This window comes from Pseudomonas costantinii (assembly GCF_001870435.1).
GTDB classification, from domain to species: Bacteria; Pseudomonadota; Gammaproteobacteria; order Pseudomonadales; family Pseudomonadaceae; genus Aquipseudomonas; species Aquipseudomonas costantinii.
This window is the reverse complement of the sequence record NZ_MDDR01000066.1, coordinates 77,619-103,756: the sequence shown is the minus strand read 5'-3', so window position 1 is coordinate 103,756 and position 26,138 is coordinate 77,619. Positions and strand designations below refer to the sequence as shown.

The window sequence follows — 26,138 nt, the reverse complement described above, 5'->3', positions numbered from 1 at the left end:
ACCGAATCGCCCCCTTCGCGGGCTTGCTCGCGAAGGGGCCCTTACAGGCGCTAAATCAACGTCTCGATACGCAGAGAATTGGTAGACCCCGGCTGCCCAAACGGCACCCCCGCGGTAATCACCAACGTATCCCCACGCTGCGCCATCCCCTGGGCCTGAGCGATTTCCAGCGCCGTGGAACACACCTCATCCACCTGACGCAGCCGATCATTGACCACCGAATGCACGCCCCACGCCACGCTCAAACGCCGCGCTGTCGACAGGTTCGGCGTGAGGTTGAGGATTGGTGCCACCGGCCGTTCCCGCGCCGCGCGCAGGCTGGAGCTGCCGGACTCGCTGTAGTTCACCAGCACCGCCACCGGCAGGATGCTGCTGATACGCCGGATCGCGCAGCTGATTGCGTCCGACACCGTGGCATCCGCTTTGGGTCGGCTGACGTCGAGTTGCGTCTGGTAATCCGGGCCGCTTTCTACTTGGCGGATGATCTTGCTCATCATCTGCACGGCTTCCAGCGGGTAGTCGCCGGACGCGGTCTCCGCTGACAGCATCACCGCATCCGCACCTTCGGCCACGGCGTTGGCGACATCCGTCACTTCGGCGCGGGTCGGCGCCGGGGAGAAGCGCATCGACTCAAGCATCTGGGTCGCTACCACCACCGGTTTACCCAGTTGGCGGCAGGTGCTGATGATGTCTTTCTGGATTTGCGGCACGCTTTCGGCCGGCACCTCAACACCCAGGTCACCTCTGGCCACCATGATCGCGTCGCTCAGCTCGGCAATTTCCTGCAAGCGCTGTACGGCAGACGGCTTCTCGATCTTGGCCATCAAAAACGCCTTGTCGCCGATCAGTTCGCGGGCTTCGCGAATGTCTTCCGGGCGCTGCACAAACGACAGCGCCACCCAGTCCACGCCCAACTCCAGGCCGAAGCTCAAATCGCGACGGTCCTTGGCCGTCAACGGGCTGAGCTCCAGTAAGGCTTGTGGCACATTCACACCTTTGCGATCAGACAGTTCGCCGCCATTGAGCACGGTGGTGTCGATTGCATCGGCATGTTTGGTGATCACCCGCAGGCGCAGCTTGCCGTCGTCCAGCAGCAGGTCCATGCCGGGCTCAAGCGCAGCAATGATTTCCGGGTGCGGGAGGTTGACCCGGCATTGGTCGCCCGGCGTCGGGTCCAGATCCAGGCGCAGGGCCTGGCCACGCACCAATTGCACTTTGCCCTCGGCAAACCGCCCGACCCGCAGCTTTGGTCCTTGCAGGTCCATCAGGATGCCCAGCGGGTAATTCAGCTGGCGCTCCACCTGGCGGATCCATTGATAACGCTGGGCATGATCGGCATGTTCGCCGTGGCTGAAGTTGAGGCGGAAGATGTTCACCCCGGCTTCCACCAGCTCGCGGATGTCGTCGATACCGTCGATGGCCGGGCCCAGGGTGGCGAGGATTTTGACCTTCTTGTCAGGCGTCATGTGCAGGGTTCCCAAGGATCAGAATGGCGCGGAAGTCGTTGACGTTGGTGCGGGTCGGCTCGGTGACGATCAAACCGTCGAGTGCGGCGAAGTAGCCGTAGCCATTGTTGTTATCCAGCTCATCGCTGGCAGACAGGCCCAAGGCTTCGGCGCGGGCATAACTGCATGGGGTCATGATTGCACCGGCGTTGTCTTCGGAGCCGTCGATGCCATCGGTGTCACCGGCCAGGGCGTAGACGCCGGGCAGGCCCTTGAGGCTGTCGGTCAGGCTCAACAGGAACTCGGCGTTGCGCCCACCACGGCCATTGCCGCGCACGGTGACGGTGGTTTCACCGCCGGACAAAATCACACACGGCGCGGCTAAAGGCTGGCCGTGCTGCACAATCTGGCGAGCGATACCGGCGTGCACCTTGGCCACGTCCCGGGCTTCACCTTCGAGATCGCCGAGAATCAGCGGGCTGAACCCGGCCTGGCGGACTTTCACCGCCACCGCTTCCAGGGACTGTTGCGGGCGGGCGATCAATTGGAAGTGGCTGCGGGCAAGCACCGGGTCGCCGGGCTTGACGGTCTCCGAGGTCGGGTTTTGCAACCAGCTGCGCACCGAGGTGGGGGCCTCGATGCCGTAGCGCTTGAGGATCGCCAGGGCTTGTTGCGAGGTGCTCGGGTCGCCGACGGTGGGGCCGGAGGCGATCACCGTGGCCTGGTCGCCCGGCACATCGGAAATCGCGTAGGTGTAGACGGTTGCCGGCCATGCCGCTTTCGCCAGTCGGCCGCCTTTGATGGCGGAGAGGTGCTTGCGCACGCAATTCATCTCGCCAATGGTCGCGCCGGATTTGAGCAGGGCTTTGTTGACGGCCTGCTTGTCGGCCAGGGTGATGCCTTCAGCGGGAAGGGCCAGCAATGCAGAGCCGCCACCGGAGAGCAGGAAGATTACGCGGTCGTCTTCGCCAAGGTTGCTGATCAATTCCAGCACACGCTTGGCGACCGCAAGCCCTGCCGCATCGGGGACCGGGTGTGCGGCTTCGACCACTTCGATTTTCTTGCAGGGCGCGCCGTGGCCGTAGCGGGTGACCACCAGGCCTGAGATTTCGCCTTGCCAGCAGTTTTCCACGACGAGCGCCATGGCAGCTGCGGCTTTGCCGGCGCCGATCACGATCACACGGCCGCTGCGGTCGGCGGGCAGGTAAGGTTCAAGGACGAGCCGGGGGTGAGCGGCGTCGATGGCTGTGGCAAACAGCTCGCGAAGCAGGTGTTGCGGATCGACCGACATAAGCGGGCTCCCGGGGGATTCTTGTTATTAGATTCAAGACGATCGTTCCCACGCTCTGCGTGGGAATGCCTCTTGTGACGCTCTGCGTCACGCTTTGGGACGTGGAGCGTCCCGGGCTGCACTCCCACGCAGAGCGTGGGAACGATCAGCGGTGGAGCAGGTTATTTATCGCGAATCGAAAAATTCGCCATATGCTCCAGGCCCTTGATCAGCGCGGAGTGGTCCCAATTCCCGCCGCCAATCGCGGTGCAGGTGCTGAACACTTGCTGGGTGCCGGCGGTGTTCGGCAGGTTGATCCCCAGCTCCTTGGCACCGGCCAGCGCCAGGTTCAGGTCCTTCTGGTGCAGGTTGATGCGGAAGCCCGGATCGAAGGTACCCTTGATCATACGTTCGCCATGCACTTCGAGGATCTTCGACGAGGCGAAGCCGCCCATCAGCGCTTCACGCACCTTGGCCGGGTCGGCGCCGTTTTTTGAGGCGAACAGCAGCGCTTCAGCCACCGCCTGGATGTTCAATGCGACGATGATTTGGTTGGCAACCTTGGCGGTCTGGCCATCGCCATTGCCGCCGACCAGGGTGATGTTCTTGCCCATGCTCTGGAACAGCGGCAGTGCGCGTTCAAACGTCTGCTGCTCGCCACCAATCATGATGCTCAAGGTGCCGGCTTTGGCGCCGACTTCGCCACCGGATACCGGGGCGTCGAGGTACTGCGCGCCGGTTGCGTTGATCTTCGCAGCGAAGGCCTTGGTGGCGGTGGGCGAGATCGAACTCATGTCGATCACCACCTTGTTCGGCGACAGGCCGGCGGCCACACCGTCGGCGCGGAACAGCACATCGTCGACCTGCGGGGTGTCGGGCACCATGACGATGATGAACTCCGCTTCCTGCGCCACTTGCTGCGGGTTGGCCAGGGCCACGGCGCCAGCGTCGATCAGTGCTTGTGGTGCCTTGCCGTGGTGTTCGGACAGGAACAATTGGTGACCTGCTTTCTGCAGGTTCGCGGCCATGGGTTCGCCCATGATGCCGGTGCCGATAAATCCGATTTTAGCCATGAAGAAATCCTCTTGTTATTAGGCGCATTGATCGTTCCCACGCTCTGCGTGGGAATGCCTCTTGTGACGCTCCGCGTCACGCTTTGAGACGCGGAGCGTCCCGGGCTGCATTCCCACGCAGAGCGTGGGAACGATCAGTGAGAGTTAGATCGCGTTATGGGTTTTGAGCCAGCCCAGACCCGCTTCGGTGGTCGTCAACGGCTTGTATTCACAGCCGACCCAACCCTGGTAACCGATGCGGTCCAGATGCTCGAACAGGAAGCGGTAGTTGATCTCACCGGTGCCCGGCTCGTTGCGCCCTGGGTTGTCCGCCAACTGGATGTGATTGATCTCACCCAGATGCGAGGCCATGGTGCGGGCCAAGTCGCCTTCCATGATTTGCATGTGGTAGATGTCGTATTGCAGAAACAGGTTGGCGCTGCCCACCTGCTCGCGAATCGACAGGGCTTGTGCTGTGTTGTTCAGGTAGAAGCCCGGGATGTCGCGGGTGTTGATCATTTCCATCACCAGCTTGATACCCACTGCTTGCAGCTTCTCGGCGGCGTACTTGAGGTTGGCGACAAAGGTTTTTTCCAGGATTTCATCGTCAACGCCCTGTGGCCGGATACCCGCCAGGCAGTTGATCTGGGTATTGCCCAGCACCTGGGCATAAGCGATGGCCAGCTTGACCCCGGCGCGGAACTCCTCGACCCGGTCCGGGTGGCACGCCAGGCCGCGTTCGCCCTTGGCCCAGTCCCCGGCCGGCAGGTTGAACAGCACTTGGGTCAGGCCGTTGGCGTCCAGTTGCGCCTTGATTTCGGCGGAGCTGAACTCATACGGGAACAGGTATTCGACCCCTTCAAACCCGGCATCAGCGGCCGCTTTAAAACGGGCAAGGAAATCCTGTTCGGTAAACAGCATGGACAGGTTGGCGGCAAAGCGCGGCATAGGGTTCTCCTTAATCGAGCAGGGAAATGGCAGTCGGCGCATCGTTGCCGACCAGCGCCAGATCTTCGAATTCATTGACGGCGTTGATCTCGGTGCCCATGGAAATATTGGTCACGCGTTCCAGAATGATCTCGACGATCACCGGCACCTTGAATTCTTCGATCATTTCCTGAGCCTTGCGCAACGCAGGTTGGATCTGGCCCGGTTCGAACACGCGCAGGGCCTTGCAACCCAAGCCTTCGGCGACGGCGACGTGGTCTACGCCATAACCGTTGAGCTCCGGAGCGTTGAGGTTGTCGAAGGACAACTGCACGCAGTAGTCCATTTCGAAACCGCGCTGAGCCTGGCGGATCAGCCCCAGGTAGGAGTTGTTCACCACGACGTGGATGTACGGCAGCTTGAACTGTGCACCCACGGCCAGTTCTTCGATCATGAACTGGAAGTCATAGTCGCCCGACAGCGCGACCACTTTGCGGCTCGGGTCAGCCTTGACCACACCGAGTGCCGCCGGAATAGTCCAGCCCAACGGGCCAGCCTGGCCGCAGTTGATCCAGTGGCGTGGTTTGTAGACGTGCAGGAATTGCGCACCGGCAATCTGCGACAGGCCGATGGTGCTGACGTAGCAGGTGTCTTTGCCGAACACCTGGTTCATCTCTTCGTACACCCGTTGCGGCTTGACCGGCACGTTGTCGAAGTGGGTCTTGCGGTGCAGGGTGGCCTTGCGCTGCTGGCAGTCATGCAACCAGGCGCTGCGGTCCTTGAGCTTGCCTGCGGCTTTCCACTCGCGGGCCACTTCAATGAACATCGTCAGCGCGGAACCGGCGTCGGAGACGATGCCCAGGTCCGGGGTGAATACGCGGCCAATTTGCGTTGGCTCAATGTCGACGTGAATGAATTTGCGGCCTTCGGTATAGACGTCTACCGAGCCGGTGTGGCGGTTGGCCCAGCGGTTACCAATGCCCAGCACCACGTCCGATTTGAGCATCGTCGCGTTGCCATAACGGTGGGACGTTTGCAGGCCGACCATGCCCACCATCAGCGGGTGATCGTCCGGGATCGTGCCCCAACCCATCAGGGTTGGGATCACTGGAATACCGGTCAACTCGGCGAACTCCACCAGCAGTTCGCTGGCGTCGGCGTTGATCACGCCACCACCGCTTACCAGCAGCGGGCGTTCGGCCTGATCCAGCAGTGCCAAGGCCTTTTCTACCTGGATACGCGTGGCCAATGGCTTGGCCAGGGGCAGCGGCTGGTAGGCGTCAATGTCGAATTCGATTTCGGCCATCTGCACGTCGAACGGCAGGTCGATCAGCACCGGACCAGGGCGGCCGGAGCGCATTTCATAGAAGGCTTTCTGGAAGGCGTACGGCACTTGGCCGGGCTCCATCACCATGGTCGCCCACTTGGTGACTGGCTTGACGATGCTGGTGATGTCGACGGCCTGGAAGTCTTCCTTGTGCATCCGGGCACGCGGGGCTTGGCCGGTGATGCACAGGATCGGGATCGAGTCGGCCCAGGCGCTGTAAAGGCCGGTGACCATGTCGGTGCCCGCCGGGCCCGAAGTGCCGATGCACACGCCGATATTGCCGGCTTTGGTGCGGGTGTAGCCCTCGGCCATGTGCGAGGCGCCTTCAACGTGGCGAGCAAGGACGTGATCGATGCCACCGACCTTCTGCAAAGCCGAATACAGCGGGTTGATCGCGGCGCCTGGGATACCGAAGGCGGTGTCGACCCCTTCGCGGCGCATCACCAGAACGGCGGCTTCGATTGCTCTCATTTTGCTCATGGTTTTGGTGCCTCTTGCGTTTTGTAATTGTATACAAGTGGTGTCTGATCAAAGTGTATTCACGGCGAGCCGCGCAGGTCAATCCATTTTACTCATTGGCCTTTGCGTTCGTCGGAAGGCCTTTTCAGCGGATATTTTCGACGCGTGGAGCCTTTGTGCGAAATTATTGTATACAAAAATAAATGTCATTGTGTTCTATTTGTTTGATCGAGCATCTGATCAAACAGAACTCCACCGCTTTCCCCATAAAAAGATAAGGACGGCACCATGAGCGCTTTAACCTTGAAACTCGCCACCCAACTGGCCAGCCAGGCCCTCACCGCAGGTCGTACGATTTCAGCGGCGCCGCTGACCATCGCAGTGCTCGACAGCGGCGGCCACTTGATCACCCTGCAACGGGAAGACGGTGCGAGCCTGCTGCGTCCGCAGATCGCCATCGGCAAGGCCTGGGGCGCAATTGCCTTGGGCAAGGGCTCACGCCTGTTGGCGCTGGACGCGCAGCAGCGGCCGGCGTTTATCGCGGCGTTGAACAGCCTGGGGCAGGGCAGCGTGGTGCCGGCGCCGGGTGGGGTGTTGATTCGGAGTCAGGAAGGCGTCGTGCTGGGGGCGATCGGGATCAGCGGGGATACATCGGATATTGATGAGCAGTGTGCGATTACGGCAATTGAGGGGGTGGGGTTGTTGGCGGATGCGGGGGTTTCAGCTTGATTTGATGTGAGGGCTATGACCTATTCGCGAGCTTGCTCGCGAATGCGGTGGTCAGTCAGTCAATTTAGTGACTGACACACTGCATTCGCGAGCAGGCCCGCTCCCACATTGGTTATGCGGTGTTCAATCAGAAGTGATACTTGACCAGCAGGCTCGCCGTGTCCTGATTGGTCTTGAACGCGCCGGAATCTTCAACCCCGTACTTGTTCTTCCAGTAGTCGTATTCGATACCGACGTACAACTGCTTCTCGCCCCAGTGCAGCGCCTTGCCCAGGTCATATTTGATCTGTGGGTTGATGTGCAGGTTGGCGTGGTAGGTGCCGCGCTGGTTCTTGTCGTTGTCGACTACCCAGTCTATGTAACCGTCGATCAGTACATTGGAGCTGCCCACGGGAATGGTGTAGGACCATACCGGAGTGATTTGCCAGATGTTGTTGCCTGGGCGATCGCCTGCTGGGTGGCGTTGGTAGAAGTTCAACTGAAAGTAATCAAAGCCCGGCACATTCAGGTCAAAACCAGGGCCGATCAGGTAGGAGTTGTTATTGCCCTCACCGAACTCATAAGTGAAGGCCAACAGCACATCTTTGATCGGGCCGAATGACAGGTCTTTGTCGAAGATCTTGCCGAATGACAACCGTGGGCTGAACTCGCCGTAATACGTGTCGGGGCCGACGTTGCCGTCTTCCTTGCCGTTGTAAAAGATGCGGTCGACGAACAGGAAGTTGTCGCCGTACTTCCACGCGTCGGCATGTTCGAAGGTAACGGTTTGCTGGATCTGTGGGTTGATGGTGAAGTTCTTGCCCCACAGGTAAGTCAGGCTGTTGTTCTGCCACTGCAATAAGTCACCGGCTACCGCTTGGCCGCCTGCCAGCAGGGATCCTGCCAACATCAGGCCTTTCAACATAGGTTTCATTCGGTTGCTCCCGAGTCAAAGTTTATGGTTTTTTTTCTACGCAGGCGCTCTGGTGTGGCGCCTTTTGGTTCGCTGCAAAAATCGTCTGTTTGGTCAGCTTTAATGCTTTTAGCAAGAGCTGCGCCAAGGTGTTTAAAAAGCCAATAAAACGCCTTCGGCTGCACTTGATGCAGTCGAATCCGGAGGTTTTTTGTGCACGTTGGCCGCAGACATGGAGCCAGGATAAGTTGGCCCTGCAGTCAGCTTTTACATTCGCTGTTTTTTTTTGAGTCGATTCGAGCGGGCGCGGAGAATACTGGCTCCCAGGCCTTGGCTCAAGTGCGCTGTTAGAGAGCGCGTGGGGCGAGAATGGGGCGCAGCTTGTGGCCGGCCCCGGGTGAATGGCGTGCATGGGGGTGTTTCCTGTTCGTTATTATTTTTGTTGTTGTTTTAATAACAGGCGCAATCAATGCGTGTGGGCGACGACGGGTCGTTCAGAGCCACCGAGGATGTTGAACAGTATGTTCAGCGACAACGCGCTGAGGGTGGCCATAGCTATCCCGCTGTGGGTAATCGGGCTCATCCATAGAGGCAGCTGCGCGAAAAACTCTGGGCGTACCACGGGGATCAAGCCCATGCCGATGCTCACCGCCACCAGCAGTTGGTTACGACGGTCGGCGATATCGGCTTCCTGCAGGATCTTGATGCCGGTCGCCGCGACCATGCCGAACATGGCAATTGCCGCGCCGCCGAGTACGGCGGGTGGAATGGACGCCACCAGAAATGCCGCTTTCGGCAGCAGGCTGAGCACAATCAAAAACGCGCCGGCCATGATCGTCACCGAGCGGCAGCGCACGCCGGTCATCTGCACCAGGCCGATATTTTGTGCGAACGAAGAGTGGGTAAATGTGTTGAAAAAACCGGCAAAGAAGGATGCTCCGGCATCACACAACAAGCCGCGACGCAGCATTTTTGGCGTGACTTCCTGGCCGGTGATCTTGCCCAGGGCGAGGAACATGCCGGTGGATTCGACAAAGATGATCACTACCACCAGACACATCGACAGGATTGGTGCCAACTCGAACTTGGGCATGCCGAAATGCAGCGGCGTCACCACTTGCACCCACGGCGCCTGGGCCAGGCCGCTGAGGTCGACCATGCCGAGCATGCCGCACAAGCCGTAACCCAGGGCCATGCCGATCAGCACCGAGATGTTTACCCAGAAGCCGCGCATGAAACGGTTGATCAACAAGATGGTGCCCAGTACCAGGGCGGCAATTGCCAGGTAAACCGGCGAGCCGAATGTCGCGGCGGCGCTGCCCCCCCCGGCCCAATTCACGGCAACTGGAAATAACGAAAGGCCGATGGCAGTGATCACGGTGCCCGTCACCAACGGCGGGAAAAAGCGCACGACTTTGGACATGAACGGCGCGATCAGCATGCCAAAGAACCCGGCGGCGATGGTTGCACCGAAGATCCCCTGCAAGCCGATACCGGGCATGCCGGCCATGGCAACCATGCTGCCGACGGCGGCGAAACTGGCGCCCATCATCACCGGCATACGAATGCCCACCGGGCCGATGCCGAACGATTGCACCATGGTGGCAATGCCCGCTACCAGCAAGTCGGCGTTGATCAGAAAAGCGATTTCTTCACGGCTCAGACCGGCGGCCTGGCCAATAATGAGGGGGACGGCGACGGCGCCGCCATACATCAGCAAGACGTGTTGCAGGCCTACCAGAATCAGTTGCAAGAGGGGCAGCCGCACCATCGCGGGTGCGGCAGAAATCTGCGTTTCTAACTGGGACATGCAACACCTCGGATCTTTTTATTTTTGTGTTGTTCGGCATTCAATTGCCGGGTGGCGCTCAATCTTCCAAACACCACAGATCTCAATTGTGGGGGCTGGCAAGCCAGCCCCCACAATTGATTCTGTGTAACTCCGTCAGTTTGTGCGGGCCCCCTGGTTGATCCAGGTGCCAATCAAATCCCGCTCCTGCTGGGTCATCTGGGTGATGTTGCCCAGCGGCATAATCTGGCTGGCGACGGCCTGCGCCTGAATGCGCGCTGCCTGCTGCTGGATCTGTGCCGGGGTGTCGAACATCACGCCCGCTGGTGCAGTACTGAACAGTGGGCTGGTGGGCTTGGCCGAATGGCATACGGCGCAGCGTTCCTGGATCACCCCATGCACCTTGTCGAAATCAATCGACGCCTGGGCCGGTACAGGTGCCGGTGCCGCGACAGGTTCGGCGGGGGCGGTTGTTGCTGCGGGTTTCAAACCACCACCCAGTGCGGTTTCCGGCAATGGCTGGTACTCGATCACTGCAGGCGCCTTGGCCACATCCGGTGCGGTGGCAACTGGTTTAGGGCCGGTGACATACGCCAGGCAAATCATCGCCAACGCGCCAACCGGCAACGTCCACGCATACTTCTGGCTGTTATGACGGGTGTTGAAGTAGTGACGCACCAACACCGCCGCCACCGCGATCCCGGCCAGGATCAGCCAGTTGTATTGGCTGCCGTAGGTGCTCGGGAAGTGGTTGCTGATCATGATGAACAGCACCGGCAAGGTGAAGTAGTTGTTGTGGCGTGAACGCAGCAGGCCTTTGGCCGGCAGCGCTGGGTCCGGCGTGCGGTTCTCCGCGATGGCTGCCACCAATGCACGTTGTGCGGGCATGATGATGCGGAACACGTTACCCACCATGATCGTACCGATCACCGCACCCACGTGCAGGTACGCACCACGGCCACTGAACACTTTGCTGAAGCCGTACGCGGCGCCAATCAACAGTACGAACAGGATGAAACCGAGCAGGGCAGGGCGCTTGCCCAGGGCCGAGTCGCAGAGGAAGGAGTAGATGAACCAGCCGGCCAGCAGCGAGCCGAGGCCCAGCAATACACCTTCCGGACCGCTGAGGCTGCTGCCCGGGGCCAGCAGGTACAAGGTCGGGTTGGCGTAGAACACCACGCACAGCAGCGCGATGCCGGACATCCAGGTGAAATAGGCTTCCCATTTGAACCAGTGCAGGTTGTCCGGCATGGTCGGCGGGGCCAGTTTGTATTTTTCCAGGTGATAGATACCGCCACCGTGGATCGCCCACAAGTCACCGGCGAGGCCGTCCTTGGGGTTGACGCGATTGAGGTTGTTTTCCAGCCAGACGAAGTAGAACGAAGCGCCGATCCAGGCGACGCCAGTGATCATGTGAACCCAGCGCACGCTAAGGTTCAGCCATTCCATCAAATGTGCTTCCACAGTCTTTACCTCTCGCCTGTCACTCTGTCGTCGAGTGATCAGACCTTCTCTTATTGGTGGGGGGCGAGGATCAACCGCTCATCCTCTTTGAAAAAATGCTCATCGCAGTTATTGCCTGTGCCACTGCGATCAACCACCAGGAAGTCATCCCGCTTTTCGATCGTCAGCACCGGGTGGTGCCAGACGCCGCGATGGTAATTAATGCCCTGCCTGCCGTTGGTGACGAAGGCGCGGACCAAGCCCGATACAGGTTCATCGCCAAGTGGCGCGACCACGATCAGAAAGGGGTTGCCGAGCAGCGGAATGAAAGCCTGGCTGCCCAGCGGGTGTCTCTCCAGCATGCACACGGTCAGCGGCATGTCCTGCGCGTCGGCGCGGAAGATGCTGATGATTGCGTTGTCCTCTGGCGTGGCGGTTTGCACCGTCGCCAGTTTGTGAAAGCGCATGGTCGACCCGTTGTTGATCATGAAGTGATCGCTGCCATCGGTTTCGATAACGTCTCCGAAAGGGGCGAAGGCTTCTTTGGTCAGGGGTTCGATCATCAGTGTGCGCATGGCTGTCTTCTTATCCAAATTCTTGATCGTTCCCACGCTCTGCGTGGGAACGCTGCCTTGGACGCTCTGCGTCCGATCAGTTACCGCTTACTTGGCGACCTTGCCGAGGACGCGCAGGCGGCTCACACCACCATCCGGGAACACGTTCAGGCGGATGTGGGTGATTGGGCCCAGTGCCTTGATCTGCTCGGCGAAGGTGTGTTCAGCGTGCATTTCCAGTTTCTGCGACGGCAGCAGTTCGCGCCAGAACAGTGATTGCGTTTCGATCTGGCTGTCGGTGCCGCCCTTGACGAATGCGCCCTGAATCGAGCAAGTGTCCGGGTAGTTGCCCTTGAAGTGCAGGGTATCGACGATGATTTTCTCGATCTCGCCAGGGTGGCCCAGCGCGACGATCACCCAGTCATTGCCCGGTGTACGGCGACGTGCGGTTTCCCAGCCGTCGCCCATGTTGATGCCACGGCCCGGGTTGAGAATGTTGCTCATACGGCCGAAGTGCTCATCGGAGCAGGCCAGGGCGCGACCACCGTTGAGGGCCGAGGCCAGGTCGACTTGTTCGTTGTCGCCGACCGACGACCAATCGCGGAACGGAATGCCGTACACGCGCAGACGCGCTACGCCGCCGTCCGGGTAAATGTTGAAGCGCAGGTGGCTGTACGCCTGGTCGTTGTTGATCTCGTGGTAGTGGTGGCTGTTGCCTTGCAGCTCGACGGCCGACAGCACTTCCACCCACTGGGTGTTCTCATCAGGGTCGCCCGAGGCCAGGAAGCAGGCTTCCAGGGAGGCCGACGGCGGGAAGTTGCCGGTGAAGAATGAAGTGTCGATGTCCACGCCTTTAATCGAGCCCGGTACACCCAGGCGGATTACCGCGCTGTCGTAGCCTTCGAAGCGCTTGCGACGCGACTCCCAGCCATCCATCCACTTGCCGTTATCATCGAAAACGCCCTCCTTCCACACGGCCGGGGTCGGCTGGAACAGGCGGTTGGCGTCAGCGAACCAGTCATCGGTCACCGAAAGAATCTTGGTGCCCAGGCGGGCGTCGGCCAGGTTGACGAACTTCTCGAAAGGTACGGCGTAAGCTTTCATTCTTCTTGTCTGCCTTAAATTGAGTGGCTTGGGATGCTCGCCAGGCCCTGGGCGTCATGAGCGCTCGGGCGAGGTTTGCTAAAGGGTCAGTAATCGGAACAACGCGATCTTGTTGATCTCGGCCAGTGCGCATTTGAACTCGGCGTCGACCGAGTGGTGAATGCGCGTTTCGAACGCGGCAAGGATCTGATGCCGGTTGCTGCCTTTTACCGCCATGATGAAGGGAAACTTGAACGTGGCCTTGTAGGCATCGTTCAGCTCGGTGAAGCGTGAGAACTCTTCGGCCGTGCATTGGTGAATACCCGCGCCAGCTTGTTCATCGGTGCTGGCTTGGGTCAATTGGCCCTGGACGGCCGCACGGCCTGCCAGGTCCGGGTGAGCGTTGATCAGGGCCAGTTGGCTGGCATGATCGGCGCTCAACAGGATGTCGCTCATGCGCTGGTGCAGGGTTTCGATCTCATCGATCGATGGGTCCTGGCCCAGCTCGAAGGCCTTTTCGGCCACCCATGGCGAATGTTCGTAGATATCGGCGAAGGCGTTGATGAATTCATCGCGGCTCAAGGTCGACGGTTTCAGCGTTTGAAAGGTGGTCATTTCGCCGCTCCCGTGTACGGGTGGGTTTCGTGCCAGTGACGGGCAATGTCGACACGGCGAGTGAACCACACCTGTTCGTGACTTTTGGCGTATTCGATAAAGCGCTTTAAAGAAGCCAGGCGCGCCGGGCGGCCGATCAGGCGGCAGTGCAGGCCGATGGAAAGCATCTTCGGTGCGTCGGCGCCTTCGGCGTACAGCACATCGAAGGCATCCTTGAGGTAGTCGAAAAAGTCATCGCCCTTGTTGAAACCCTGCACCTGGGTGAAGCGCATGTCGTTGGTGTCCAGGGTGTAGGGGATCACCAGGTGCGGCTTGCCGGTAGGGTTGTTGGGTTCCCAGTACGGCAGGTCGTCGTCGTAGGTGTCGCAGTCGTAGAGAAAGCCGCCTTCCTCCATCACCAGTCGGCGGGTGTTGGGACCGGTGCGCCCGGTGTACCAGCCCAATGGACGCTCGCCGGTCAGCTCGGTGAGGATACGGATAGCTTCGAGCATATGCTCGCGCTCCTGGGCCTCGTCCATGTATTGGTAGTCGATCCAGCGGTAGCCGTGGCTGCAGATCTCGTGGCCGGCCTCGACCATGGCGCGGATCACATCCGGGTGGCGCTGGGCGGCCATGGCCACGGCGAAGATGGTCAGCGGGATATCGAATTCTTTGAACAGCTTGAGAATGCGCCACACACCGGCACGGCTGCCGTATTCGTACAGCGACTCCATGCTCATGTTGCGCGCGCCTTGCAACGGCTGGGCGGAAACCATTTCCGAGAGAAAGGCTTCGGACTCTTTGTCGCCGTGCAAGATATTGCGCTCGCCGCCTTCTTCGTAGTTGAGTACGAAAGACAGCGCGATGCGTGCCTTGCCCGGCCAGTGGGGGTGAGGAGGGTTACTGCCGTAACCGATCAGGTCGCGTGGGTAGTCAGCGCTCACTGCAGTCTTCCTTCTTGTTCGTGGTCATTCATGTGGCGTCCGGGCAGTGAAAAGACTGAGTGGCGTCACAGCGATGAGTGATTGTATACAACTTATTGTCAACTTTGTAAGCCTACATTTCTGCATTTTTTCCGCAGGGCTCTGTGCAAATGATCTAGCAAGAAACTTGCCTGACTGGTCAGCTAATGGACAAAAGGTCGTTTAAAAGCAAGGTTTACTCGTCAATTGGCTTGTCAGGCAATGCAGGTGGGTGGCGCGTAAGGTTTGTGATTTTTATTGTGTACAATTTTTTTAAAAAGTGTCTTAATCAGCCATCGCCGGCTTTTTTGATGCCCTGAAAAAGTGCGGACTTCTTATCTACTGACTTCGGGAGGCGCGTAGACGCCATGGGACGCTTGACCACACACGTTTTGGACGCCGCACACGGCTGCCCCGGCAGCGCGATCAAGGTTGAGCTGTACCGCGTCGAAGGTGCGCAACTTGAGCTGGTCGCCACCGCCGTGACCAACAACGACGGCCGCTGCGACGCGCCGCTGCTGCAAGGCGACGACTACCGCAGTGGCGTGTATCAGCTGCAATTCAGCGCTGGCGACTACTACCGCGCCCGTGGCGTGCAATTGCCGGAACCCGCCTTCCTCGATGTGGTGGTACTGCGCTTTGGCATCAGTGCTGAACAGGATCACTACCACGTACCGCTACTGATTTCGCCTTACAGCTACTCCACCTACCGCGGTAGCTAAGCGTCACCTCGCTTCACACCCCCAACGCTCTTCGTTAGTTTTTCGCCCGCCCACACTGCGGGCTTTTTTTTGCCTGCCGTGGGCTCAATTATCTAACGCCTTTTGGCTCTCGAAGGTGCTTAGGCTGGGTGTTTTCCTCATTCAGAAGAAAACACCATGAGCCCCGATACCGGCGAACCAGACATTGCTGCCGAAGCCGTGCGAGAGGAAATTCGCAACCAGTTGCGATGGCGAATCAACGCCTGCACTCATCCCAGCCGCCTGATTAATCAGATCGCCCTTGCCGATTTGCGGTGTGGTGAGTCGACACAGGCGCTCTCCTATCTGATAGGACGCTCGCCCAAAGTCTTGAATGTGCTTCGAGCCGCGCTGCGCAAGGTATTCAAGGTCGATCCGGATAGCCTGTTGTTTACAGAGCCCAAACCGCCCGGCGCACCCGAGAAAGTCGACACGCTGACCGATCGAGCATTGTTGCTGCTGGTCAAGCCGTCGGTGGCAATCAACGTCAATTCGTTCACCGCTCTGAGCGTCAAGGGCGACCCGGACCGTCGGTTGCCTTATACCCCGTTGGAAGTATTGCAACAGGTTATCGCAATGCCGCTCTCTGATCGGCTGGCCCGTGCGCACAAGACCTATTGGAACACCCTGGCCCAGGGTTCCTGGCTCACACGGCGGGAGCGTTGGGTCGAGCTGCACACGGCGCTGTTCGCTGACCGGGCGTTTATCGCGCGGCAATTGGACGAGCTGTCGAGTGCGGGAATGGTGATGGTCCAGGCCATCATCGATGCCCCAGCCGCTGAGGCTCGGCGGCGTGCCGGCGGGGATTGGGCTCGCGTGCAGGTGGGCCAGTTGATGTGGCCAGGTTCGCCTGCAGTGGCGATCCCGGGCGCATTGCATATTTATCGTGAGGGCGAGCCCGTTGAAGCTCCCCATGTCATTTATCTGCCGGGCGTGGAGCGAAATTTTTACGAATTCCCGAGTTTCACCGTTCTTCAATGCGGCCTGCTGGAGTTGGGCAGAGCGTGCTTTCACCAGCTCTGGCAGTGTTTACCGTTAAATCGGCGCAATGGGTTATGTCCCCCCACAGGCTTGTCGCCGGCAACCGGTTTTGCTCGCGGTTTGGAGATTGTGGGCGATGCGTTGGCGCAAGGCGCACGGGCTTTGTTGGAGGGGCAATGGGACAACGAAGTGGCCTGTGCTTTGACGATTAATTTGATGCACGTCTTCTCTACAGTGCGCCCCCGGCCTCAGCCGTTGGATGCTGTGCCCTTTCTCAAGCACGTGGAGGGCACTAGAAAGCAATTGATCGGCGGCGCTCGGCTGGGTCACATTCGCGACCAAATACTTAAATGGGATCAGCAGCGACGAAGTGCAGAAATTGTCTTTGCCGGTATGCGACCCGGTCTTGCGCTGCTAACTCAGCAGCAGCAGGTCAAACGTTTCGAAAAAGGGTTGGTTGTGCTGTTAGCCCCCGATGACCCCGGCGCCCTGACATCTGGGTACAAAGAGTTGTTGTTGCTGGTGAGTCAAATCGAAGCCCATGCGCAGGCGTTGAGCGCATTGGTGAAGGATGCGTCGCAACGGGCGCTTGATCTGGCGTTTTGGGCCGAGCGCCCTGGCGGTTCGGGGACGCCCAGGCGTGCTTCCGTGTTCATGAGCATCCAGGCCGAGGCTTTGCGCTGCGAGGTCCAGTTACAACACCGGCTCAAGCTGCTCGGTACGGCCCATCGGGACTTGATGATTGAGGTGATAGAGCAGCCTCTGGCAACCAGGCGCTCCGATAGTCAAACCCGAGTGATGTCAATCGCGATCGGCAATGAGCCGGATGCCTTTTATCCGCTCCATAACGTGTGGGTGGTGACCACCGCTGCGGCGGTAAGAGTCCCGACTCGTCAGCATCCTGTGGTTCTGTGCGCGTTTGGGGAGGAGGGTGGCGTGATAGCTTTCTCTGGGTTGGATGCATTGACCCAAGGTCTCAAGGCAAGTCTTGGCAGCCGGGACGATTCGGTGCTGTGGGGCTATGTGGAGCGAGACAAGCGTCGCGACTTACGCGCGCATGCAGTGCGTGAAGCCTTGAGCGTGCGATACGTGGATATCAAGGGCAAGCCTGCGTTTGCCGCCCTCAGGAAACTGCTTGGGACCTATGATCGCTTGCACAAAAGCACTGAAGAGATCACCCGTATTTTCAGTGAGGTGACGGATGCCGCGTTGAGTCGCTCACTGTTGATGGTTGAGCTGGAGGGCTACCTGAAGGTTCCTGTGAGCAGTGTTCTGAACCAGGCTCTAGCCAACGTTGAGCTGATACGCAAGATCGCGTCTGAATCGAAGAGGCTGCCGACAGGGTTGGCGAGCGCATCCCGCGCCCAGCGTAAAGGCTTTCGCCGTGTGTGGCGTCTTTACCTGAGCAGTGCTTTTGCATTTGGACGCCGGCTTGAACACTGCTTGCCTGACCTGGGCTCGTTTGCCCGCCGCGCTCTGATCGCCCGTTTGAGCCAGGATGGTATGCCCCTGCAGCTGGATATCGACCAGCCATTGATTGACATGCCCGATGATGTTCACGGCAGATTCTGTGGATGGGAAAGCACTTGTGCCCCAGGTGATCGCAAACAAATATTGACCCCGACCCCTGAGCGCACGACCTTCAGCCTGCTGCAACTGGCGCTGCATAACCTCGACCCCAAGGCGCCTTGGACGAAATGGCGATTCAATCGTGCACGCTATCTGCAACCCGACTGGAAACAACGGCTGAATGCCGATTATCTGATCAATATGGTGAGCTCGCTGGATATCGGTGGCCAGTACGACACATTGATCAACACGACTTTTTATCCCTCCGTTGGCGCCGATCACATGCCCAGTGAGGGGCGAATTCCCGAGTTATTGAATCGCACGCTGCAAGCAGGCTTTAAACATCATCTTTATTCGGCGGCCCAGAGGGGGCTGACGGTGAATGCACAGAGCGTATTGCGCACCGCGATGGCTGCGCGCACGCCCCAGGATCTACTGAAGAATCAGCATCGATTGCAAGTGCACGTGGTGCATCTGGTGGGGCACACGATGCAGCATGATCGTTACATCGCAGGGATAGTGGTTGTTCAAGACATGCACACCGGTCTCTGCGTGGTCTATTGGCCCGAGGCCCCGCAAGGGTGGGTTCTTACCGAACACAGCAGTTTGAAACAGGCCCGGGATGAGTTGAATCGAATCGGCGCACTGCCGGACAGCATCAAAGTGCTGGCGCGACAGATCGCACCTGGCTGGGCATTTGAGGCAATCACTCATCATCCTGCTGCTTCTGGGACCGACCAGGCATTCAATGTTCTTGATATTGCGCCGGGTGTTTTCATGCTGATGGGGGTATTGCGGGGGACCGAGTTTATTCGTTCATTCAGCGTCAAACATCTGGAACCGACCGCACTGCTTGATGAAATAGAAAAAATAATCCTTGAGCAGGTTGCCAGTGATCCGCAGGACTGGCTGGCAGTTGTCGCCACTTCCCACAGCGATGCCCAGGCATTGCTCTATCGTGCCAGCGTGCTTGAGCTGCAACGTCAGGCTCAAGCGGTCAGTCGTTCCGGCAAAGAGTTGGAAAAGTATCGAATCCAGCGGCTTGGAGAGCAAAGCGATACCCGCAATCGTAGAATAGTTGCGTTTTTCTCCCCGCTATTTGGCTTGCTGAATGAAGTCTATGAGTTGCTGCTCGCGGCGCGGCAATATCACCGCTATGGCGATGTCCGTGATGCGGTCGATGTAGGGTTCATGACCTTTTTTTTGGTTGTCGATCTGTTATCGAACCTTATACCCGGTCCGAAAAAACCGGGCGTTGCAGCGTCACGTGTCGTGCGCCCCGTATCGAGGGCTGCCTTGGGGCGCATCCACCGTCTGCGTATGACCGCGCAGGGCGGTTTGCCCCGCTTGGCGCCCCCTCCCGGGACGCCACTCAAAACCCTGGCGCATTTCAAAATCAAGGGTGTGCCCGAAGGTGCCGTGGCGCTGAAAGGGCCGGGTGATACAGGTGTGTATGCGAAGGATGGCGCACTCTTTGTGGAGGATGGCACGCACCATTACCCGGTTTACCGGCGCAGCAACGAGCAGCTGTTTCGACTGAAAAACCAACAAGTCGCGGGCCAGGACGAACTGATCTTGAACATCCATCAGCCGGGCGAGTGGTTGCTCGGCGCAGACGCGCCTCAGCCGTTGGCGGGGACGAGTTCGGGAGTGCTCAACCCGTGGCGTGCGCCAGTGTCGCCACCGCCTGATTGGTGGCCACCCATTTTGCGCACGGCGACGGAAAGTTCGATCCTTCAGTCAACTACGGTGGCTGACCATTGGGTGAGTTGGCGTATGCCTGCTCCGAATATTTGGCAATTAACCTCCCCCGCCCCTGGTGTGTTTCACGTTCCAGTGGATGCCCAAGGTTTTTCCTACAATATTGTGCGAATCGCCCCCCCGAATACGGGCATGGGAGATCCGTTAAGTGGTTATTACAGGCTGCTTCCAGAAGGCAATCAGGCGCCTTTGAACCGTATCGTATTTATGACAAGGAATGAGCCACTGGTTTCATGGGCTGTCGTTGATATCGAGCGATGGACAAGCACGGCGCGTCATGATCAGCCCCTTCCAGTGTCATTCACTTCTGGGAACGAATGGGTGCCCCACGCCCCACTGTTCGACAGGCCGCTGGCACAGGATGTGGGTGAAGCCTTTCCCACCATGACAAGCACAAGCCGAGATTTCACCGTCGCAAGGATGGTTGAGTTGTCGGGACCGGGTCGCTCTGCAACGGCGACTCACCTGCTCAACCTCCGTGCGACGTTGGACGGCTGGTTACCGTCACCTCCCGCCAGGCGTGGGCAAACGGACGACTTGCTGAGGATGTTGCGGCCTATCGAAAGGCGTGGCGAAAACCTATTTATCGGTTACGACGGCAAGGCCCCCGGTCTTACGCGTGTCGACTTTGAGGTGCCGGGACTGGACCGCTCGTTGCGGCCATCCGGTTTTCATCTCCAGCGAGCGCGATACGCAGCGCAGCTTGAAGCTGTCAATCGCACGCTGGAGCAGCAGGGTTTCAGTGTTCATGAGCTGCGAGTATCCCGCGGCGGTCGGCCCACAAATGAGCTTGTCGCGACGCATCCCAATTCGAACACGTTGTACTACCTATCAGTCCATTGGGTTGAGAAAGGGTCTATCAAGTTTTATAAAAGGCTGACGAATGATTGGCTCAATAAAGTCATCAGCCGATATCCGGGTTCACCTACATTCAAGCGAGTCAAAAGTGCCATGGAGCAAGGGCGCTTGGTTCGGATCGTCGCAGGCATTCAATGGCCCGTTTCGGGAACGCTTCCACCCAGTGTCTATTTTGTCAAAGTGAATCCGTCCTAGCCTTGATCAGCGAAATAACGCCTGCGCCGCCAAATAACCCCGCACTGACGCGGTTGAACCAGCTCTGACCCTTGCCGCTGCGCAGATACCGCGCGGCGCCATGGGCGCTCAGGCCGTAGGCCAACTTGCATAGCAGGTCGAGTAGGGTCCAGGTGGCGATCATGGTCAGCAACTGTGGCAAGAACGGTTGCTGGCTGCTGAGAAACTGCGGCAGGAAGGCGGCAAAAAACAGGATGTCCTTGGGGTTGCTGGCACCCAGTACAAAGGCCCGGCCAAACAGCGCGCGAAAGCGTGGGGTCGGCAAAGCCTGGGGTACCACGGCGCCTTGGCTTGGTTGGCGCGATTGCAACCAGCTCTGCCAGGCGAGGTAAAACAGGTACACCGCGCCGACGATTTTCAATGCACTGAACAAGTGTTCCGAGGCCAGCAACAGTGCGCCCAGGCCCAGCGCCGAGGCACTTAACAGGCAGATCGAGGCAAACACGCCGCCAAGAAATGCCGGGTAGGAACGGCGCAGGCCGTAGTTGAGGCTGTTGCTGATCATCAGCAACGACAGCGGACCGGGGATCAGGATCACGATCAGAGCCGCGCCGCTGAACAGCAGCCAGGTTTCCAGATTCATTTACATTCCTCCATTCATGCAAAAGCCCCACCCGAAGGTGAGGCGGTTTTTAAGCCTTTCCTGCGTTACAGGAAAATAAACTTGGCGATAAAGATCGCGCAAAGCACCCACAGGCTGATGGAAATCTCACGGTATTTACCGGTACCGGCCTTGAGCGCCACATACGTGATAAACCCCAAAGCAATACCGTCGGCGACCGAGAACGTCAGCGGCATCATGATCGCGGTAACGATCGCCGGAATGCTGTCGGTGGCTTCATCCCAATTGATATGGGCCATGCTCCCCATCATCAGCATCGCCACGTAAATCAGCGCACCAGCGGTGGCATAAGCCGGGATCATTCCAGCCAGCGGCGCGAAAAACATCGCCGCCACAAACAGGATGCCCACGGTCACTGCGGTCAACCCGGTGCGACCACCGGCGGCGACGCCGGCAGCACTTTCCACGTAGCTGGTCACCGGCGGCACACCAACCATGGCGCCGAACACGCTGGAAGCACTGTCAGCCTTCAGCGCGCGGGACAGGTTATCGATCTTGCCGTCGGCATTCACCAGCCCAGCGCGTTGTGCGACGCCCATCAGTGTACCGGCAGTGTCAAACATGTGTACAAAAAGAAAGGCGAATACCACGCTTATCATACTGACATTGAATACACCCTTCACGTCCATGGCCATCCAGGTCGGTGCCAGGCTCGGTGGTGTAGAGAGAATGCCGTTGTAGTGCACCAGGCCCAGGCCCCAACCGGCCAGTGTGACGGCGATGATGCTGATCAGGATCGCGCCGAATACCCGGTGGTAACTGAGGATGGCGATCAGCAGGAAGCACACGGCCGCCAGCAGCGGCGCGGGCTCATGCAGCGAACCGAGCTTGATCAACGTGGCCGGGCTGTCAACGATGATGCCGGCGGTCTTAAGGCCGATCACTCCGAGAAATAACCCGACACCCGCGCCCATGGCATGGCGCAGGCTCACTGGAATGCTGTTGAGCAGCCATTCACGCACGCGGGACAGGGTCAGGCCCATGAACAGCACACCGGAAATAAACACCGCTCCCAGCGCGGTTTCCCAGTGGTAGCCCATGGTACCGACCACGGTGTAGGTGAAGAACGCATTCAGGCCCATGCCCGGCGCCAGGCCGACCGGCCAGTTGGCGTAGAGGCCCATCAACAGGCAACCCAGCGCGGCAGCGATGCAGGTGGCGACGAACGCTGCGCCGTGATCGATACCCGCGTCGGCCATGATGTTCGGGTTGACGAAGATGATGTAGGCCATGGTGATAAAGGTGGTGAGACCGGCGATCAGCTCGGTCTTCACTGTGGTGCCATGCAAGCTGAGTTTGAACAGGCGTTCCAGCCAACTGTTGTTGGGCCGGGCGATTTCCAGCATAGGGGCTTCGGATTTGCGGCTTTCCACAGCGAGTACTCCTCAAGAGTTTTATTGTTATTTCCAGCGCCGGTCACATGAGTGGGCAACAGCGCTTTGAGGTACTGGCGGGTTTTGTTGACCAATAGGTCAGGAACTCGCACGAAGCGAATTATGCTTTTGTATACAAATAAAGCAAATAATGTTTTCGATTATCTGAGCGAAAGGGGATGAAAGGCTAATTCACGGCACTCAGCGCCTGATTGACCGCCAGCCATCCCGCCACTGCCTCTTCTCCGGCTTCGCTGAAGGCGCGTTGCAACAACTTCACCTGTTCGCGGCGCAACGACTGTTCGAAACGCAGGCCTTCTTCGCTTAATTCCAGCAATCGTTTGCGCTTGTCGGTCTGCGACGCAACGCTGTTCACCAGGTGCATTTCCTGCAATTGGCGCAGCGGCATGTTCAGCGCCTGCTTGCTCACGCCGAGTAATTCCAGCAGCTCCTTCACGCTTAGGGCGGGGTAGCGCGCGATAAAAAACACGATGCGTTGATGCACTCGGCTCAGGCCGCGGCGTTCGAGCATTTCGTCGGCTTTGGCGGTAAACGCTTGGTAGCCGAAGAAAAACGCTTCCATGGCTTCCTGCTGGCTGGTCTGGTTTTTAAGGTCAAGCATATTGACGTATCCACACAAGTCGTCGTAATTTCGGTCAACCAGTTTGACGTATTTCCCACAGGCTTCGCTACCGGTGACCTTATGGCCTTCTCTGAACGTGTTACGCGCCTCAAAAGCTCCTTGATCCGTGAAATCCTCGCGGCGGCCCAGCGCCCGGAAGTGATGTCGTTCGCCGGTGGCCTGCCGGCCGAAGCCATGCTGCCCGCGCTGAGCTGGGACGCAATGCCCCTGAATATTGGCCAATACGGCATGAGCGAAGGCGAACCGCAATTGCGTGAATTGCTTGCCGCCCAAGCGCGCGCGTTGGGCGTGCCGTGCCAGGCCGGCCAGGTGCTGGTGGTCAGCGGGTCCCAGCAAACCCTGGACCTGGCGGCCAAGCTGTATATCGACCAAGGTACCCAAATTATGTTGGAAGGCCCGACTTATCTGGCTGCGTTGCAGATATTCCAATTGTTCGGCGCCGATTGCCTCACCGTGCAACTGGAAGCCGATGGCCCTAACCTGGCGGCCCTGCGCGCCAACCTTGAGCGCCATCGCCCTGCGTTCATCTACCTGATCCCGACCTTCCAGAACCCGTCGGCCGTGCGTTACAGCGAAGCCAAGCGCGAAGCCGTCGCCGCGTTGCTCGATGAGTTCGGCGTGACGCTGATCGAAGACGAACCGTACCGCGAGCTGACGTTCGATGGGGGGAGCGCGCAACCCATCGCCGGTCGCTTGAAAAAAGCCAGTTGGATCTACACCGGTACCGTCTCCAAAACCCTGTTGCCGGGCCTGCGAGTCGGCTACTTGATCGCCAGCCCCGATCTGTTTCCGCACCTGCTCAAGCTCAAGCAGTCGGCCGACTTGCACACCAACCGCGTCGGCCAGTGGCAGGCGATGCAATGGATCGGCAGCGAAAAATATCAGCAGCACCTGGTGGAACTGCGCAGCTTTTACCGCGAGCGGCGCGACGCATTCCAGGTCGCATTGGCGCGGCATTTCAGCGATTTGGCCGACTGGCAAACGCCCCAGGGCGGATTATTCTTCTGGTTGACCTTGAAACAGCCGCTGGACACCCGCACCTTATTGGCGCAAGCGTTAGACCAGAACGTCGCGTTCATGCCCGGTGAACCATTCTTTTCCGAGCCGGACCAGCACCTTGGATCATTGCGGCTCAATTTCAGCCATATCGACCCGGCCCGTTTGGACGAAGGTCTCAAGCGTTTGGCCGCGGTGGTCCGTCAAGCACAGCACGCGCAAGCGGCATAAGGGGAGCCCCATGTACAAGGTTTATGGCGATTACAAGTCGGGCAACTGCTACAAGGTCAAGTTGATGCTCAACCTGCTGGGCATTCCGTATCAATGGATCGATGTCGACATCCTCAAGGGCGACACCCAGACCGCTGAATTCCTGGCCAAGAATCCCAACGGCAAGATCCCGGTGTTGGAGCTGGAAGACGGCACCTGCCTGTGGGAATCCAACGCGATCCTCAACTTCCTTGCCGATGGCAGCGAGTTTTTGCCGACCGAGCCGCGCCTGCGCACTCAAGTGCTTCAGTGGCAGTTTTTCGAGCAGTACAGCCATGAGCCATACATTGCGGTGGCGCGGTTTATCCAGTTCTACCTGAACATGCCTGAAGATCGCCTTGAAGAATACAAAACCACCCACAAGGGCGGTTACAAGGCGTTGAGGGTGATGGAGCGTCAGCTGCAAGCCACGCCGTATCTGGTGGGCGAGCAGTATTCGATTGCCGACATCGCGCTGTATGCCTACACCCATGTGGCCCATGAGGGTGGTTTTGATCTGGCGCCTTATCCGGCGGTGCAGGCCTGGTTGAAGCGCGTGGCGAGCCATCCAAAACACGTAGCGATGTTGGACTGACTCACCCCACCCCTGTAGGAGCCCGGCTTGCCGGCGATGGTGCCCTTAAGATCGCCATCGCCGGCAAGCCGGACTCCTACAGGGGCAGCATTTCATTTTTCAGTAAATCGAAACACTGCTGCGCCGCCGGGCTTAGCCCCATCCCGCTACGACTGATCAACCCGATCTCCCGGTTCACCCCGGGATGATTGATGTTGATCCGCTTCAATCCCTCCAGGCTGTCCGCCGCCGACTCCGGCAATATACTGATCCCCAACCCCTGACGCACCAACGCCAAGACCGTCGACATGTAGTTGGCCTCCATTCCTGCGTTCATCGTCAGTCGCCTCTCATCAAACAACGCATCCACTTGCTCGCGCACGCTGCTGTCGCGCCCGGTGAGGATGATTGGCTGGTCCGCCAGTTGCTCCAGGGTCAACTGGCGATGACGGGTGAGCGGGTGGTCCAGCGGCACAAACGCACACAACCGATCATTCAGTACCGGTACGAATTCCAGGCCGTGGCTTAGTCGCGCACGCACGCCAATACCGAAATCCACCTCACCTGAACGCACCTGGGCATGAATACGGTGGGCGACCAGGTCATGCAGGCGCACTTCGATCCCGGCAAAGCGCTCGCGAAACAGGCGCAAGGCCGGGGGCAGGGCACCGGCGCATACGGAGGGCAGGGCGGCGATGGTGACCACGCCCCGGCGCAGGGCTGCGAGGTCACGGGAGCCGGTGACGATGTTGTCCAGGTCCAACAGCAGTTTTTCCATCGGCCCGCGAGCATCCTTGCCTGCGGTGGTGAGGCTTACATGGCGCGGGCTACGGTCGAGTAGCGCGACGCCGAGCCAGTCTTCCAGTTGCTGCACCTGCACGGTCAGCGCCGAGGGTGAAAGGTGCAGCTCGTTGGCCGCCTTGGTGAAGCTGCCGGTGCGTGCTACCGCCAGAAAAGCCTGAATGTGTTGGATGCTGTTTTTCATAAGAGCAGCTTCATTTTGTTTTTCCGA

Annotated in this window: 22 protein-coding genes; 5 read left to right on the top strand and 17 right to left on the bottom strand. The window is 59.1% G+C overall.

What is annotated here, in order from left to right:
- Positions 1-50: 50 nt before the first annotated feature.
- From pyk to gcl, 5 genes are all read right to left on the bottom strand, one after another.
- Positions 51-1,466, bottom strand: a complete 1,416-nt coding sequence (gene pyk / locus BFL40_RS31960; RefSeq protein WP_071487691.1) for a pyruvate kinase — start codon at positions 1,464-1,466, stop codon at positions 51-53.
- The gene (locus BFL40_RS31955; protein ID WP_071487690.1) at positions 1,456-2,736 is read right to left on the bottom strand and encodes a glycerate kinase type-2 family protein; all 1,281 of its coding nucleotides are present in this window, start codon (positions 2,734-2,736) and stop codon (positions 1,456-1,458) included. The genes pyk and BFL40_RS31955 overlap by 11 nt, the downstream gene beginning before the upstream one ends.
- A gap of 161 nt (positions 2,737-2,897) precedes the next feature.
- Positions 2,898-3,788: a 2-hydroxy-3-oxopropionate reductase gene (locus tag BFL40_RS31950; protein WP_071487689.1), complete on the bottom strand. Its 891-nt coding sequence runs from the start codon at positions 3,786-3,788 to the stop codon at positions 2,898-2,900.
- 144 nt (positions 3,789-3,932) lie between these two features.
- Positions 3,933-4,715 carry a hydroxypyruvate isomerase gene (gene hyi, locus BFL40_RS31945; RefSeq protein WP_071487688.1) on the bottom strand — a complete coding sequence of 261 codons (783 nt, stop codon included), beginning with the start codon at positions 4,713-4,715 and terminating at the stop codon, positions 3,933-3,935.
- Positions 4,716-4,725: 10 nt separating this feature from the next.
- A complete protein-coding gene (gene gcl / locus BFL40_RS31940) occupies positions 4,726-6,501 on the bottom strand; it encodes a glyoxylate carboligase (RefSeq protein ID WP_071487687.1) in 1,776 nt (591 codons plus the stop codon).
- A gap of 267 nt (positions 6,502-6,768) precedes the next feature.
- On the opposite strand from gcl, the gene BFL40_RS31935 reads away from it, so the two are divergent.
- A complete protein-coding gene (locus BFL40_RS31935; protein ID WP_071487686.1) occupies positions 6,769-7,209 on the top strand; it encodes a GlcG/HbpS family heme-binding protein in 441 nt (146 codons plus the stop codon).
- Positions 7,210-7,336: 127 nt separating this feature from the next.
- Here BFL40_RS31935 and BFL40_RS31930 read toward each other — a convergent pair whose 3' ends face one another.
- The 8 genes from BFL40_RS31930 to puuE form a co-directional block, all read right to left on the bottom strand.
- Positions 7,337-8,122 carry an outer membrane protein OmpK gene (locus BFL40_RS31930; RefSeq protein WP_071487685.1) on the bottom strand — a complete coding sequence of 262 codons (786 nt, stop codon included), beginning with the start codon at positions 8,120-8,122 and terminating at the stop codon, positions 7,337-7,339.
- A gap of 22 nt (positions 8,123-8,144) precedes the next feature.
- The gene (locus tag BFL40_RS33975) at positions 8,145-8,513 is read right to left on the bottom strand and encodes a hypothetical protein (protein WP_139213532.1); all 369 of its coding nucleotides are present in this window, start codon (positions 8,511-8,513) and stop codon (positions 8,145-8,147) included.
- A 54-nt stretch (positions 8,514-8,567) separates the two neighbouring features.
- Positions 8,568-9,911, bottom strand: a complete 1,344-nt coding sequence (locus tag BFL40_RS31925) for a nucleobase:cation symporter-2 family protein (protein WP_071487684.1) — start codon at positions 9,909-9,911, stop codon at positions 8,568-8,570.
- 135 nt (positions 9,912-10,046) lie between these two features.
- Positions 10,047-11,354, bottom strand: a complete 1,308-nt coding sequence (locus BFL40_RS31920; RefSeq protein ID WP_071487683.1) for a urate hydroxylase PuuD — start codon at positions 11,352-11,354, stop codon at positions 10,047-10,049.
- 50 nt (positions 11,355-11,404) lie between these two features.
- A complete protein-coding gene (locus BFL40_RS31915; protein ID WP_017479983.1) occupies positions 11,405-11,908 on the bottom strand; it encodes an ureidoglycolate lyase in 504 nt (167 codons plus the stop codon).
- A gap of 87 nt (positions 11,909-11,995) precedes the next feature.
- Positions 11,996-12,991, bottom strand: a complete 996-nt coding sequence (alc, locus tag BFL40_RS31910; RefSeq protein WP_071487682.1) for an allantoicase — start codon at positions 12,989-12,991, stop codon at positions 11,996-11,998.
- A 78-nt stretch (positions 12,992-13,069) separates the two neighbouring features.
- Positions 13,070-13,585, bottom strand: a complete 516-nt coding sequence (uraD, locus tag BFL40_RS31905; protein WP_071487681.1) for a 2-oxo-4-hydroxy-4-carboxy-5-ureidoimidazoline decarboxylase — start codon at positions 13,583-13,585, stop codon at positions 13,070-13,072.
- Positions 13,582-14,508 (bottom strand): allantoinase PuuE, encoded by a 927-nt coding sequence (gene puuE, locus BFL40_RS31900; protein WP_071487680.1) that lies wholly within the window; start codon positions 14,506-14,508, stop codon positions 13,582-13,584. Before puuE ends, uraD begins: the two co-directional genes overlap by 4 nt.
- Positions 14,509-14,894: 386 nt before the next feature.
- Between puuE and uraH the strand changes: the two genes are divergently transcribed.
- Together uraH and BFL40_RS31890 are read left to right on the top strand one after the other, a co-directional pair.
- Positions 14,895-15,248, top strand: coding sequence for a hydroxyisourate hydrolase (gene uraH, locus BFL40_RS31895; protein WP_071487679.1), 354 nt, complete (start codon positions 14,895-14,897; stop codon positions 15,246-15,248).
- A 156-nt stretch (positions 15,249-15,404) separates the two neighbouring features.
- Positions 15,405-20,630, top strand: a complete 5,226-nt coding sequence (locus BFL40_RS31890) for a dermonecrotic toxin domain-containing protein (protein ID WP_071487678.1) — start codon at positions 15,405-15,407, stop codon at positions 20,628-20,630.
- On the opposite strand, the gene BFL40_RS31885 is transcribed toward BFL40_RS31890, so the two are convergent.
- The 3 genes from BFL40_RS31885 to BFL40_RS31875 form a co-directional block, all read right to left on the bottom strand.
- A complete protein-coding gene (locus tag BFL40_RS31885) occupies positions 20,611-21,252 on the bottom strand; it encodes a LysE family translocator (RefSeq protein ID WP_071487677.1) in 642 nt (213 codons plus the stop codon). The genes BFL40_RS31890 and BFL40_RS31885 overlap by 20 nt on opposite strands.
- Before the next feature lie 65 nt (positions 21,253-21,317).
- Positions 21,318-22,637 (bottom strand): NCS2 family permease, encoded by a 1,320-nt coding sequence (locus BFL40_RS31880; protein ID WP_218176636.1) that lies wholly within the window; start codon positions 22,635-22,637, stop codon positions 21,318-21,320.
- A gap of 214 nt (positions 22,638-22,851) precedes the next feature.
- Positions 22,852-23,286, bottom strand: a complete 435-nt coding sequence (locus BFL40_RS31875; RefSeq protein WP_071487675.1) for a MarR family winged helix-turn-helix transcriptional regulator — start codon at positions 23,284-23,286, stop codon at positions 22,852-22,854.
- Positions 23,287-23,367: 81 nt separating this feature from the next.
- Here BFL40_RS31875 and BFL40_RS31870 point away from each other — a divergent pair, with 81 nt between their 5' ends.
- Entirely contained in the window at positions 23,368-24,534 is a 1,167-nt protein-coding gene (locus tag BFL40_RS31870; RefSeq protein WP_071487674.1) for an aminotransferase-like domain-containing protein, read from the top strand.
- Positions 24,535-24,544: 10 nt separating this feature from the next.
- Entirely contained in the window at positions 24,545-25,147 is a 603-nt protein-coding gene (locus tag BFL40_RS31865; RefSeq protein WP_071487673.1) for a glutathione S-transferase family protein, read from the top strand.
- A gap of 76 nt (positions 25,148-25,223) precedes the next feature.
- On the opposite strand, the gene BFL40_RS31860 is transcribed toward BFL40_RS31865, so the two are convergent.
- The gene (locus BFL40_RS31860) at positions 25,224-26,111 is read right to left on the bottom strand and encodes a LysR family transcriptional regulator (RefSeq protein ID WP_071487672.1); all 888 of its coding nucleotides are present in this window, start codon (positions 26,109-26,111) and stop codon (positions 25,224-25,226) included.
- Between the last annotated feature and the right edge of the window lie 27 nt (positions 26,112-26,138).

Excerpts from the sequence above, each read along its gene's own strand:
- BFL40_RS33975 (WP_139213532.1), bottom strand. The coding sequence starts at position 8,513 with ATGCACGCCATTCACCCGGGGCCGGCCACAAGCTGCGCCCCATTCTCG.
- BFL40_RS31925 (WP_071487684.1), bottom strand. The coding sequence starts at position 9,911 with ATGTCCCAGTTAGAAACGCAGATTTCTGCCGCACCCGCGATGGTGCGG.
- BFL40_RS31930 (WP_071487685.1), bottom strand. The coding sequence starts at position 8,122 with ATGAAACCTATGTTGAAAGGCCTGATGTTGGCAGGATCCCTGCTGGCA.
- BFL40_RS31950 (WP_071487689.1), bottom strand. The coding sequence starts at position 3,788 with ATGGCTAAAATCGGATTTATCGGCACCGGCATCATGGGCGAACCCATG.
- BFL40_RS31880 (WP_218176636.1), bottom strand. The coding sequence starts at position 22,637 with ATGCTGGAAATCGCCCGGCCCAACAACAGTTGGCTGGAACGCCTGTTC.
- BFL40_RS31865 (WP_071487673.1), top strand. The coding sequence starts at position 24,545 with ATGTACAAGGTTTATGGCGATTACAAGTCGGGCAACTGCTACAAGGTC.
- BFL40_RS31955 (WP_071487690.1), bottom strand. The coding sequence starts at position 2,736 with ATGTCGGTCGATCCGCAACACCTGCTTCGCGAGCTGTTTGCCACAGCC.
- uraH (WP_071487679.1), top strand. The coding sequence starts at position 14,895 with ATGGGACGCTTGACCACACACGTTTTGGACGCCGCACACGGCTGCCCC.
- BFL40_RS31935 (WP_071487686.1), top strand. The coding sequence starts at position 6,769 with ATGAGCGCTTTAACCTTGAAACTCGCCACCCAACTGGCCAGCCAGGCC.
- alc (WP_071487682.1), bottom strand. The coding sequence starts at position 12,991 with ATGAAAGCTTACGCCGTACCTTTCGAGAAGTTCGTCAACCTGGCCGAC.
- BFL40_RS31860 (WP_071487672.1), bottom strand. The coding sequence starts at position 26,111 with ATGAAAAACAGCATCCAACACATTCAGGCTTTTCTGGCGGTAGCACGC.
- hyi (WP_071487688.1), bottom strand. The coding sequence starts at position 4,715 with ATGCCGCGCTTTGCCGCCAACCTGTCCATGCTGTTTACCGAACAGGAT.
- BFL40_RS31875 (WP_071487675.1), bottom strand. The coding sequence starts at position 23,286 with ATGCTTGACCTTAAAAACCAGACCAGCCAGCAGGAAGCCATGGAAGCG.
- uraD (WP_071487681.1), bottom strand. The coding sequence starts at position 13,585 with ATGACCACCTTTCAAACGCTGAAACCGTCGACCTTGAGCCGCGATGAA.
- BFL40_RS31890 (WP_071487678.1), top strand. The coding sequence starts at position 15,405 with ATGAGCCCCGATACCGGCGAACCAGACATTGCTGCCGAAGCCGTGCGA.
- BFL40_RS31870 (WP_071487674.1), top strand. The coding sequence starts at position 23,368 with ATGGCCTTCTCTGAACGTGTTACGCGCCTCAAAAGCTCCTTGATCCGT.
- BFL40_RS31885 (WP_071487677.1), bottom strand. The coding sequence starts at position 21,252 with ATGAATCTGGAAACCTGGCTGCTGTTCAGCGGCGCGGCTCTGATCGTG.
- pyk (WP_071487691.1), bottom strand. The coding sequence starts at position 1,466 with ATGACGCCTGACAAGAAGGTCAAAATCCTCGCCACCCTGGGCCCGGCC.
- BFL40_RS31915 (WP_017479983.1), bottom strand. The coding sequence starts at position 11,908 with ATGCGCACACTGATGATCGAACCCCTGACCAAAGAAGCCTTCGCCCCT.
- gcl (WP_071487687.1), bottom strand. The coding sequence starts at position 6,501 with ATGAGCAAAATGAGAGCAATCGAAGCCGCCGTTCTGGTGATGCGCCGC.